Genomic DNA, 12,344 nt, shown 5'->3' with positions numbered 1-12,344 from the left:
CGATGATGGATAATGTCATGCCGAACTTGTTTCGGCACCTGTTTCGTAAAAGTAATGTTATTATAATATCCTTAATGTATCTCCATGGAAAACAATCGCATAATCATGCAAATAAACATATTTTTCAGATCGAAGGGAGATTTCAGACAATGGCATCAAAAACCATCCGTTTTTTCGGGTTTTTACTGATTACCGCTCTTATGCTGATATTCGGGCTTTCGGGAGTATTTGCGCAGAACGCTGCAAAAAATGAGGCAGGATTCACACCGCTGTTAAATGGCAAAAATCTCTCCAACTGGACAGGCAACACAGTCGGCTATGTACTGGAAAAAGATGGAAGGCTGGTCTGCTACCCGGACAGCGGCAAAGGAAATATCTATACGGCAAAGGAATACGGCGATTTTATTCTACGCTTCGAGTTCAAGCTGACACCCGGCGCCAACAACGGCCTTGGAATCCGCGCCCCGCTCGAAGGCGATGCGGCGTATGTGGGCATGGAAATTCAGATTCTCGACGATTCCTCCGAGAAATACATGGACCTTCACCCGTATCAGTACCACGGATCGATTTACGGCGTTGTTCCCTCTAAAAAAGGATTTCAAAAGCCGGTCGGTGAATGGAATTACGAGGAGGTTACCGCACAGGGGCCTCATATCAAGGTTGTCCTTAACGGTGAGACCATTGTCGATGCCGATATCAATGAAGCGAGCAAGAACGGGACTGTCGACGGTAAAGAGCACCCCGGCCTGAAACGGACGAAAGGCCATATCGGCTTTCTCGGGCATGGGTCATACCTCGAATTCCGCAACATCAGGATAAAAGAGCTGAAGTAGATTCATTGACGAATCGAAATTTTTGAAATAATTATAAGTAACATGCCCGAATATCTGATTTAATGCTTTTCTTTCCTCTCCTGTTTACAGGAGAGGGATCGAGGGTGAGGGTAATAACAGTAAATTGCCCTCATTCCTGATCCTTTGCCATGCAAATGACCCTGAAAATGAATCGTCGCGATGGTATCCCCAGTACTTCATGAGTTACATCTGGGCGGCGCTTCCGGCGGGTATTTCAAATGGCTCAACTGAATTGTCAACAGGGTCGGTTACCGATTGTCCGAACATCAGAGACGTAAGGACATAAAAAAGGACAAATATTTAGCAAATAATATAAATACTGATTGTTATGAAGTACATTATCGATAACTCAATACCGGGAATTCAAGGAAAAATAATTAATGGGCAGAGTATGTCATAGTGTTTATAAGGCGTTTATCATTATGGCGGTGTTTTTTGCACTGCATATCGGGTCTGCGAATGCCCGTGATCCCCAGTGGCTGAAGCTCGATCCTCCGCTTACGCTGTCGGAGGAGGGTTTTCGTGGAATCAAATGGTGTACCCGGATAGATGACATTTCCTGGGAATGGGAACCGTATACATATCCGACAGCCTGTCGTGTTCGTAAAAACGAAGACCTGAATGTATTCGGCAGGAATGCGGAATATATCACTTATACATTCAGGAATACCGTTTTATACGGTGTACGCATCGATTTCAGGGGAAGCGATACCGTTCAGGCGGTTATGAACGCCTGTTTGAACGAATACCCGCCCTCAGGCGAAGTGGAACATGTGAGCGACCATGAAACCCGATGGTGCAGCAGCGCGACCTCGGTCTGGATCACCCTCCCTGAAACATACGGAAGTCCCGGCCAGGTGTACCTCTGGGGCAGGGACCGTAAGTTCGCCGATGACTCGAAAACACCGGTATACCTTGCACAACCTCCCGCGCTCAACTGTACGTTAAAGAGATACACACCCCGTTTTTATGTGGTCTACCGGGCTTCGGGTCCCATTACCATCGACGGCGTCATTACCGAAAAAGCCTGGCAGGATGCGAAATGGACGGAACCGTTCGAGGATCACCAGTCGCCCTATGCCCCGGAGCCATGGAAAATGACCCGGGTAAAGATTCTCTATGATGAGAAGTACCTTTACATCGCCGCACAGCTTCAGGAAGAGAATGTCTGGGGGCATATCACCAAACGTGATTCCATCGTCTATTATGATAACGATTTCGAGATATTCCTCGACCCGACCGCAAACGCTGTCGATTACTTCGAATTCGAGCTGACCTGCCTCAACACCATGTTCGACATGTTCCACGAGAACGACAACAACCGCGGGGCGCTCGCAGACCGAAAGTATGATTCACCGGGAACCCGTCATGCCGTCAACGTACAGGGAACGCTCAATTATCATTACGACACCGATGACGGCTGGACGGTAGAGATCGAAATACCTTTCGAGGATCTCAGGTCATGGAATCCGAAAATGACACTCCCTGTCAAACGCGGCGACCTGTGGCGGGTAAATTTCAGCCGTGTCGAATATCTCCACATCTATAACCAGCTTTTCCCGTATCTTCTGCCGTACAGCAGCTGCGAGGACTGGGTCTGGAATACGGTTCACGCCGGAAGCCTCCATATACCCGAAATGTGGGGTAAAGTCCTTTTTTCCGATATGTATGCCGGTGCGGTGACCGATAAAGAGCTCGAACGCGGATTCATACTTTCGGAAGCACCCAGACCGCCGAAACAATTAAGGAAAGACATGATGTATTTCCCTGCCTGCACCATCACTATCGGTCCTGACCCCACTGACCCGAAACACAGCCCGGCCCATACCGTCGAGGTTCCCGGATTCCGGATGGACAGATACGAGGTTACGGTTGCGGAATATACCGCATTCCTCAATGAACCGGGCCATGACGAGTACTACGAGCCCCGGATGATGATTCCCGAGCTCTGTGGTATTATCAGGGACAGCTCCGGGAAATATCATGCCGTCCCCGGCCGTGAAAACTACCCTGTCGTGTTTGTCCAGCAGGAATGGGCGCTCGTTTATGCGGAAAGCAGAGGGAAAACCCTTCCTACCGAAGAGATGTGGGAACGCGCCGCACAGGGCATTAAAAACTCTCCATACCCATGGGGCGATGCGCCGCCCGATCCCTCACGGGCGAACTATGATTTCCGGTACGGTGGCACCCTGCCTGTAGGGAGTCTTCCCAATGGTGCAACTCCTGAGGGCATCTACGATCTTTTCGGAAACGCCCGTGAATGGACGACATCGAAATTCTATCCATATCCCGGCGGAGCTCAATTCGAGTATCACATCGAACCGTGGTATTATCCGCCCTACCCAAAGGACGACCGTATCTGGTTTGTCGCGCGGGGCGGCGGATGGTCGACACAGGAAGGCTGCATGTATACGGGATACCGCACATCACTCACGGTTATGGACAGCGGATTCAGGTGCGTGAAGATACAATAAGATTAAGATTACAATATATATTATACTATCAACCATAAAATTGGAGCTCGTATGAAGTTTGGGATTCTTGTAATGCTGTGTGTGCTGTCTCTGACCGGTCTTGCATGGTGCGATGTTCCCGAATACACTGTCCTGCGCACCACGGGCAAGATCGTGCTCGATGGCATCCTCGACGAGGAAGACTGGACGGTCGCTCCAGCGGTTGATGCATTCGTTTTCCCGTGGTGGACCGAAGGAGATAAGGAACAGACCTCGGTGAAGCTGCTCTGGAACGACACATACCTCTACATAGCAATCACCTGTCAGGACAAACATATCTGGGCCGATCATTACGACACGAATTCATGGACGTATATCGACGATGCCGCCGAATTTTTCTGGAATCCGAATCCCGGAGCGGGCGACATCTATTATTTCTTCGAAATGAACTGCATCGGAAATCTGCTCTGTGTCTACGATTATTACAGCGACGATTTTCTCATTAATAAAGCCATGGTGCCGCGCATCGCCACGACTGTTCGCGGTACGGTGAACAAGGATACTGACTTTGACAGCGGCTGGACTCTTGAAATCGCCATCCGTTTTTCGGACTACCCGGAGCTTTCCATGCGCGAGAAGCCACTCCCCGGTGATGTCTGGAGGGCAAATTTCAACCGCTGCGGCGGAAAAACAAATTACCAGTACAGCCAGTGGAGTCCCTCGCAGACCGATAAACCGAATTTTCACCGGCCCGAGGATTTCGGAAGGCTCGTTTTTTCCGACCGTCCGGTCACAGCACCGTCGGAAGTCCGTGAAAACGCCGGGGATTTCGTTCCCGCCGGTATCGCAATACACGGCAACTATCCGAACCCGTTCAATCCTTCCACCATGATCGAGTATTCACTTTCCCGGAGCGGATTTACCGATCTCGTCATCTACAATGCTGCCAACCAGAAAGTAAAGACGCTTGTTTCGGAGTATAAAACGGCCGGAAGCTATTCCGTTTTCTGGGACGGGACCGATGACCACGGTGCAAAGGCAGCGTCGGGTGTGTATATTTCCCGCCTGAAAATGGACGGACTCATGGCAGCGGGAAGAATGACCCTGGTAAAGTAAAACTGTGAAGGCCGACAGCGGTACCGAAACGAAATTGATGGACAACAATAAGGAATGCTGATGAAACCCATTACAATGATTCTTCTTGCTCTCATTACCTGCATGTCATATCCCGCACAGGCGGAAGTACCCGAATACACGGTTTACCGGGCAACCGGAAAGATCGTGCTCGACGGCACCCTCGAAGAGGAAGACTGGGCAGCCGCACCCTCGGCCGGGGAGTTTTCCTTTCCATGGTGGACCAAAGGAGAGAAAGAGCAGACCGAAGTCAAAATGCTCTGGGACGACACCTTTCTTTACATAGCCTATCGCTGCGACGACAAATATATCTGGGCCGATCACTATGATATCAACTCGGCTACCTATGAGGACGACTGCGTGGAGCTTTTCTGGAATCCGGATCCTGAAGCTGTGAGCGATTATTATCAGTTCGAAATAAACTGTATCGGAGTCCCGAAAAGCCTGCGGAGATCGGACAGGATTACGATCATGCTGCCCTATATCACCCAGAGTATAAACGGTACGGTCAACGACGACAGCGATACCGATACCGGATGGATCATCGAAATGGCGGTGCGGTTCGACGAGTACAACGAGGTGTCTCTCGGCAGGACACCGTCGCCGGGCGATTACTGGAGAATCGGCGCCAACCGCTGCGGCGGTAAAACCAACCCGCAGTACAGCCAGTGGAGCCCGTCCCACACGACATCGCCGAGTTTTCACCAGCCTCAGGATTTCGGCAAGATAACGTTTTCGGATAAACCGGTACGATAAAACGGGAATTTAACGAACCAGTTTCGCCATCGGTCGTCTATAGAGAATACAGGTTGTTACAAAAATGTTCCATGTGTTCTTATCACGGGTTATTCATGAAAAAATCCCACCGCGAAGACGTCAAAACACATATTGATATAATAGATTATTTATACTATCTTTAGTAGTTATTAATCGTTCATATCTAAAAAAGAATATAACAACAAATCAGCGAAAATCCGCACGATCCGCGTCAATCCGTGTTCTATTGAATCTTTTGAATAGATCGGATTAGAGAGTCAGCGGCGCGGATCGAGATTATTAAAGTCATTTCATACACATAAAATTCATATCTGATTGGAGTAAAACCGTGATCACGAGAAGAGAGTTTCTGAAGACCGCCGCAGTCGGAACTATCGGGCTCGGAACCACCGTGCAGACAATCGCATCCCGCAGCCAGAACACCGGTTATTTCGGTCTGCATCCTTTCATCGAAAACCATCCTGAAGCGGTTTTTATCATGCGAACATCAGTGGAAGATAAAATGAACGCCGAGGCCAAGCTCCAGGCCGGTCTGGCTTTCGGAAGAAGCGTGTTCGTCCCCCGCGACGAGACCGGAATACCGATAACCATTTCGATTCCGGTGAAACCGAACATGAAGACCGCCGATCCTTTCAAGTATGACATGGAGAGTATTATCAGCCATGTCACCGATCCTTACTTTGTCGAGGGCTCTCTCGCGAGCATCATTGAGCTCGGTGTACCCGGCGGCAATATTCATCTCCGTGAGGTCAACAGGCCGGAACATTACGGCGTCCCCTATGGATTTTCAGGCGTGGCGGAACGTCTCGGTGCTGATATCCGGCTCGATCAGTCACCCGATGTAAGCCAGCTCAAGGAAGGCGCGGATTTCAACTGGGTCGAGATTCCGGACGGTACGTTTTATAAAAGAATCCCCTATCTCGAGCCTATCAACACACCCGATACATGGATGCTCAACCTGTCCAAGTTCAAAGCGCACGGCATGGGTCTCACCTTGTGCTGCAAGAACCTCCAGGGAAGCGTCGCTCATAATTACCAGCAGTTCTGCGCCAACTATAACGCGAAAATGAGTATATACTCCAGTGATCAGCATGCGGATGCCTATACGGTCATCAAGGCAAACTTCGACCGTCACCTCGCGGCAGGCGTTCCTCGCTGGGACAAGCCGGGCTCCGATTTCAACTCCGGCATCGGCATGGAAACATGGGTTACCCGTACGCTCGACAATCTTTCGGTCACTCCCTGCGGGCTCCATGTAATCGAGGGAATATACGGCCGCGACGGCCAGGGGAATTCCGATTACGGCCCAAATCCGATCGACCAGCCGCATGATTTCAACACTACCGGCGTATCATCGGACGGGAAGGCATGGGACTGGATGAGCAATGTCATCATTTTCGGGAAGGATTCGTTCAGGGTGGATATCATCGGCTACTGGCTCGGCGGTCATGAGCCCGGTAATATCGGCCTCTTCCACTGCGCGATAGACAAGGGAATGTCAACTGCGCTCGATCCTAATAAAATCCCCGTATACCTGTGGGATAACGGTACGGCGACTCTTACCCCGCTGCAAAACTTTGAACGGACGCCGCTTCTTACCTACTATCTATGCCGGAATTACAACGGCCAGACAGAGTTCATATATCATCTCATGAACGAACCGTACGATTATGGTACGGTGACCGGCATTGAAGAACCGTCGGTACCCGAAAAGCCGGAAGCTTATGTACTGTATCAGAACAAACCGAATCCGTTCAATCCCTATACATCGATCGAGTATTCGCTGCCGAAAAGCGCCTATGCGAGACTCGAAATCTATAACAGTTTCGGGCAGCTTGTCGAGGTGCTTGTCGATGGTTACCGTGGGGCAGGAACGCACATGGCGGTATGGAACACCATGAACCGTGCCTCGGGAATTTATTTTTACCGTTTCCGCTCGGGCGGATTTACCGAAACGAAAAAAATGACGCTTGTCAAATAGCCCGATTTTTATCTGAATGAATCAACGGGCATGAATATGGCAATGCTGTGACAACGCATGTCATTGTATTAATAATTCTTATTGATTAACGGGGACATACATTGCATATTTTATTTCGTAGATTTGTCCCGTGGTTAATTCTTTTCCCCCTCAGGAGGTATGTATGGTTCATCACCGAGAAAGGATTTTCTGGATTGTTGTAACTGCCCTGATTGCTTTCCTGGTATTTACAGGATGCAACCAGCAGCAACAGCCTGTACAGACTGCTCCGGCCGGCCCGACCAAAGTCGGCATCCGGGGTATTTTGCATAAAGGTATGGAGACAAAGGAAGCGCCGGTCACTCCAAGTACCGAAGAACAGAAAAAGAAGGAAATTGCCGAACGCCTCGACAAGGCCGGACTCCTCTCTACCGGTAAAGTGGTCACTGACAAAAATGCCGCAATGCTCGTGCCCCCGAAATCGGTAGCCAAATTCGCCGGAAAGGATTACATTGTCGCCAAGGAGGCGCCAGAGGTCGAGTTCGCCGTTATCCCCGTCGAGCCGTTGTTTTTAGGGGAATCACCGGTGAAATCGAAATCCACAATTTCAAACGAGCCCGGTCCCTGGTCAAACTGGTCTCAGGCCAATTTTGATACGAGAACTGGTAAGTTCTATTCGTCCGTTGGGGATCACGGAAAATACGATGCTCATATTCTTTTGGTCGAATACGATCCCGCGGCCAAAAAGGTCAGATGTCTCCCCGAAGTCAACAAGGTCCTCGGCAGAACCAAAACTCAGTTCGCGGAAGGAAAAATCCACGGCTGGCTCGATTTCTATCAGAGCAAGGATATCGACAAGCCGCACCTCTGGTACTGCACCTACTGGGCGAAATATAACGAGCCCGACGAAGAGGACTACGCAACCGGCTACGACGGCGGCCATATCATGAGCTACGATGTGCTCACCGGTGATATCGTGGATTACGGCGTCCCGCTCAAACGGGCATCCTGGCCGTATCACCGCGTGGACACCAAGCGCGGAATCATGTATGCTGTGGGTATGTTCGGCGAATTCCTCGCATGGGACATCAACGATCAGAAAACGCTCTGGGCAGGATACCTCCCGAAAGGCATGGGCTGGTGGGAGCGTGCCATACTGATAGATGATCAAACCGGCATGGTATATACCTCGAACCGTGACAAGGAATCCGATCCGGAACTCCATCTGATAAAATATGATCCTTCGAAGAACCGCTTCTCCAAACTCGATTGCCATGTTCCTCAGGAAACGCTGGAATCGAACCGCGGCGTCAGCAAGGGCGGATACAATCAGATGCGCGCCCAGACCCGTTTTCGCGGTCCCGACGGGCTCTTCTGGTGCATTGGATATGCCGGAAAACTCTTCACCTTCGACCCGGTCAAGGAAGAGATTGTCGACAAAGGATACAACTGGCCCGGAGAACAGCGCTATACAGCCTCGATGGACCGGAGTCCCGGCGGACGGTATGTCTATTATCTGCCCGGTGCGCACGGCCGTGGATACCTCGATGGCTCTCCGGTGGTTCAGTACGATACACAGACCGGAACGAAGAAAGTCCTCGCCTTCATGTACCCCTACTATTATGATACATACGGGTACACACCCGGAGGAACATTCTCCATCAAGCTCGATGACAAAGGCGAGCGCCTGTTCATCTGCTGGAATGGCGCCTTTGTGGAGCAGGTTGAAGGGAAAAGCAGCGATACGTTCGGCCAGTGTTCGGTCATGGTCGTAAATATCCCCGCCAGCGAACGTGTGGAATAATACCACGTTCATGCAGCTCATATAGCCAGCAAAAACCCGCAGAATAATCACTGCGGGTTTTTTATTCATGTCTTTAACCGGAAGTGAATAATTCTTAATAAAATGTTCTTTGTTTTTGAATTTATCAGGCATTACCTTATATGCGTTTGGTGTGCTTTTGTGATATGAACGAACTACTCCGTTCTCCTGTCAGTTTTTTAAGCATGATACTGAAGCCTGGTAAAACCCACATATCTGGATACAGGCTGTCAAGGGTCGGTACAAAGTGCCGATTTCCTGCCCTTGACAGCAACAAAACAATACATTTCATAAAGGGTGTGAAAAAAAAGTAACTTTTTCATCACCCTTAAAAAACCATTGATATTGAAAGCGGTCAGTGGAGTTATAATTCCATGTTCAAGGTATTGCGGGAAATCAAAGCATTAATGAGGGAAACATTTATTGAATGGTATCGTCTCAAACCCGAATTGATCGGTGCAGCCATAGCATTCTATATTATTTTTTCACTCGGTCCTATCCTTGTAATCGTCATAAGTATTGTCGGCCTGATATTCGGTGATGAGGCGGTCGAGGGTCAAATCGTCCAGGAAATAAACAACATTGTCGGGCAAAAAGCCGCGCAAGTCATGCAGATTCTCATATCGAGAGCATACTCGCCCCCCACACAGACCATCAGCACCATCGTAAGCGTTCCCCTCGTTTTTTTCGGTGCCACCATGATATTTTTTCAGCTTAAAAATACATTGAACCATATATGGGGAATCAGATCGAAAAGCCGTAACAGGATCATTGGATTTCTGAAAACATACCTGTTTTCATTCACCATGGTTATCATTCTGGGGTCGCTCCTTTTTCTGCTTGTTGTTAAAAGCCTTACCATATCGCTCCTCAGGGAATTATTTTATCCGTTTCCCCGTTATGCCTTACAATCGCTTGATTTTATTTTCTCGCTGGGCGTTCTGACGCTCCTGTTCGGAATGATTTACGATCTGCTGCCGGATGTAAAAATCAGAGTGAGGGATATATGGATAGGCGCCGGTGTGACCTCTCTCATGTTTTCAACCGTACAATTCCTTATCGGAATGTATCTCGGATATGCACACATCGATTCGGCGTATGGCGCAATCGGTTCAATCACCATCCTGCTTATCTGGATTTTCTATTCTTCCCAGATTTTTTTGCTCGGCGCAGTCTTCACCAAGGTGTATGCCTGCAAATCCGGGAAACCGCTCATCCCGAAACAGATTCATAAAGGTTAACATTGCGTTAAAAATATCTTAAGTTTATTATCTATACTAACCCGATATATTCATATATTTTTATAGAACGCGGATTTTCGCGGATCGAGCGGATTTATTTTTGGTAACTGACCGGTGCAACAGTGCAGGGATAATTCATGAATTACCCCTGCTCCGTGTCTTTGTGGTAAAATATTTTATGGATAACCTCCATGTCTATGGATAGTTACAACGAAGAATGAAAAAGTATGCAGGCTGCATATGGATTCCCGATTGAAGATTCGGGAATGACGGCGTTACAGGGACTTCCGATACCATGCCGGGGCTTCAGCACCGGGAACCGCAGATGCATTTTCAGATAAATCCGGGCTAATAAATAGCAACCATACACCATTCCATTTCATCATCCATTTGGGAAAGGAGCACTGTCATGATCATTCACCGTATGCTTCTGATGCTCGTCATCTTCGTCTGTTTTGTCGCCGTGGCGGCGGTATCGGAACAGGGTGATATCGGATATCAGCCCTCAAAAGCCAATCTTGAAGCCCGCGAATGGTTCCAGGATGCCAAATTCGGACTGTTCGTGCACTGGGGAGTATACTGCCTCAAGGCAAAGGGGGAATGGGTGATGAACCAGGACAAAATCCCCATCTCCGAATACGAAAAACTTCCCCCGCAGTTCAATCCGGTTAAGTTCGACCCGGACGAGTGGTGCCGCATGGTCAAGGATGCCGGAATGAAATACATCACCATCACGAGCAAGCATCATGACGGTTTCGCGATGTTCGACAGCAAGGTGAGCGACTACGATATCGTCGACCGCACACCGTACCGCAAGGATGTGCTGAAAATGCTTGCCGATGCCTGCGAACGAAACGGCATCAAGCTCTTTTTCTACCATTCCCAGCTCGACTGGCATAATCCGAACTATTATCCGCGGGGCAGGACAGGCCAGGATTATACGGGCCGTCCCGAAAGCGGCGACTGGTACAAGTATCTCGACTACATGGACGGCCAGCTCAGGGAGCTCTGCACCGGTTACGGCAAGATCGGAGGCATCTGGTTCGACGGCATGTGGGATAAACCCGATGCGGACTGGCGTCTCGGAAAAACCTATCACATGATCCACGAACTCCAGCCCCAGGCGATGGTGGGAAGCAATCACCACAGAACGCCGTTCCCCGGCGAGGATTTCCAGATGTTCGAGAAGGGACTTCCGGGTAAAGACCCCTTCAGCGAGGCCGGTCATGTTTCCGCCCTGCCGCTTGAAACCTGCGAAACCATGAACAATTCATGGGGTTACAACGAGAACGACAAAAACTACAAGAGCACGCGGGACCTTATCCAGTACCTCGTCAAGGCGGCGGGTAACAACGCGAACTTTCTCCTCAATGTGGGCCCCCGTCCGGATGGCACGATTCAGCCCGAATTCAAAGAGCGCCTCGCCGAAATGGGTAAGTGGCTCCGCTCGAACGGCGAATCCGTTTACGGTACTCGCGGCGGCCCGCTCGCACCGCAGAGCTGGGGAGCGACAACCAATAAGAGCGGCGTCATATACATTCATGTGCTCACCGACACCGACCCGGTGATCGCCGTTCCCGACCTCGGCGGAACAGTGAAGACTGCAAAGCTTATGAACGGCGCCGGAGTCGAGTTTTCGGCGACCAGGTTCGGAACGATATTCAAAATACCCCAAACCGGAAAAGACCCGTACGATACGGTTATCGCGGTTACGCTTGGAAAGTGATTTTGTACAGTGGAAACACATTCGAAATTAATGTAACATTCCCCCGCAAGGGGAAGTGGTTTGAAACAATGGAGCCGATACGTGAGAAAAACACTCATTGTTGTCATGGCGCTCACCAGTATGTTTTCTGTCTGCCGGACAGGCGCCGATACCGTGTCAAAGGCATATACGGAAGCGGCGGAGAAAGGGGATAATAACGCGGCATACCGGGCTCAGTCGTATCTCGCCCCGCCGTACTGCTATGACCTCAACCGCTGGCTCGGCGTCAAATTCATTAAAGCGGTCAACGGCCGGGTCGTTCAGCCGGCCTATCCGTTCATCTACCAGGACATGGCTCATCTGAAAGTCCGTAAATTGTACGATCGCGCCGGTATTGC

The 12,344-nt window shown here is 49.9% G+C and carries 9 protein-coding genes; all 9 read left to right on the top strand.

Going from position 1 to position 12,344, the window contains the following annotated elements; all coding sequences use genetic code 11:
• Positions 1 to 149 precede the first annotated feature (149 nt).
• Complete coding sequence (locus LLG96_09465) at positions 150 to 833, top strand: DUF1080 domain-containing protein (protein ID MCE5250432.1); 684 nt, start codon at positions 150 to 152, stop codon at positions 831 to 833.
• 401 nt (positions 834 to 1,234) lie between these two features.
• Positions 1,235 to 3,328, top strand: a complete 2,094-nt coding sequence (locus LLG96_09460; GenBank protein ID MCE5250431.1) for an SUMF1/EgtB/PvdO family nonheme iron enzyme — start codon at positions 1,235 to 1,237, stop codon at positions 3,326 to 3,328.
• A gap of 51 nt (positions 3,329 to 3,379) precedes the next feature.
• Entirely contained in the window at positions 3,380 to 4,423 is a 1,044-nt protein-coding gene (locus tag LLG96_09455) for a hypothetical protein (GenBank protein MCE5250430.1), read from the top strand.
• 60 nt (positions 4,424 to 4,483) lie between these two features.
• Complete coding sequence (locus tag LLG96_09450; GenBank protein MCE5250429.1) at positions 4,484 to 5,197, top strand: carbohydrate-binding family 9-like protein; 714 nt, start codon at positions 4,484 to 4,486, stop codon at positions 5,195 to 5,197.
• A 349-nt stretch (positions 5,198 to 5,546) separates the two neighbouring features.
• Entirely contained in the window at positions 5,547 to 7,199 is a 1,653-nt protein-coding gene (locus LLG96_09445; protein ID MCE5250428.1) for a DUF362 domain-containing protein, read from the top strand.
• A 163-nt stretch (positions 7,200 to 7,362) separates the two neighbouring features.
• A complete protein-coding gene (locus LLG96_09440; GenBank protein MCE5250427.1) occupies positions 7,363 to 8,982 on the top strand; it encodes a hypothetical protein in 1,620 nt (539 codons plus the stop codon).
• 425 nt (positions 8,983 to 9,407) lie between these two features.
• Complete coding sequence (locus LLG96_09435; protein MCE5250426.1) at positions 9,408 to 10,241, top strand: YihY/virulence factor BrkB family protein; 834 nt, start codon at positions 9,408 to 9,410, stop codon at positions 10,239 to 10,241.
• A 409-nt stretch (positions 10,242 to 10,650) separates the two neighbouring features.
• Positions 10,651 to 11,967 carry an alpha-L-fucosidase gene (locus tag LLG96_09430; protein ID MCE5250425.1) on the top strand — a complete coding sequence of 439 codons (1,317 nt, stop codon included), beginning with the start codon at positions 10,651 to 10,653 and terminating at the stop codon, positions 11,965 to 11,967.
• Positions 11,968 to 12,048: 81 nt separating this feature from the next.
• Positions 12,049 to 12,344: hypothetical protein (locus LLG96_09425; protein ID MCE5250424.1), on the top strand; the 296-nt coding region annotated here is incomplete at its 3' end.

This window comes from bacterium (assembly GCA_021372535.1).
Classification (GTDB): Bacteria; Latescibacterota; Latescibacteria; order Latescibacterales; family Latescibacteraceae; genus JAFGMP01.
This window is presented reverse-complemented; position numbering and strand designations above follow the sequence as displayed.

Coding starts and splice junctions, on each gene's coding strand:
- LLG96_09465 (MCE5250432.1), top strand. CDS start 150: ATGGCATCAAAAACCATCCGTTTTTTCGGGTTTTTACTGATTACCGCT.
- LLG96_09460 (MCE5250431.1), top strand. CDS start 1,235: ATGGGCAGAGTATGTCATAGTGTTTATAAGGCGTTTATCATTATGGCG.
- LLG96_09455 (MCE5250430.1), top strand. CDS start 3,380: ATGAAGTTTGGGATTCTTGTAATGCTGTGTGTGCTGTCTCTGACCGGT.
- LLG96_09450 (MCE5250429.1), top strand. CDS start 4,484: ATGAAACCCATTACAATGATTCTTCTTGCTCTCATTACCTGCATGTCA.
- LLG96_09440 (MCE5250427.1), top strand. CDS start 7,363: ATGGTTCATCACCGAGAAAGGATTTTCTGGATTGTTGTAACTGCCCTG.
- LLG96_09435 (MCE5250426.1), top strand. CDS start 9,408: ATGAGGGAAACATTTATTGAATGGTATCGTCTCAAACCCGAATTGATC.
- LLG96_09430 (MCE5250425.1), top strand. CDS start 10,651: ATGATCATTCACCGTATGCTTCTGATGCTCGTCATCTTCGTCTGTTTT.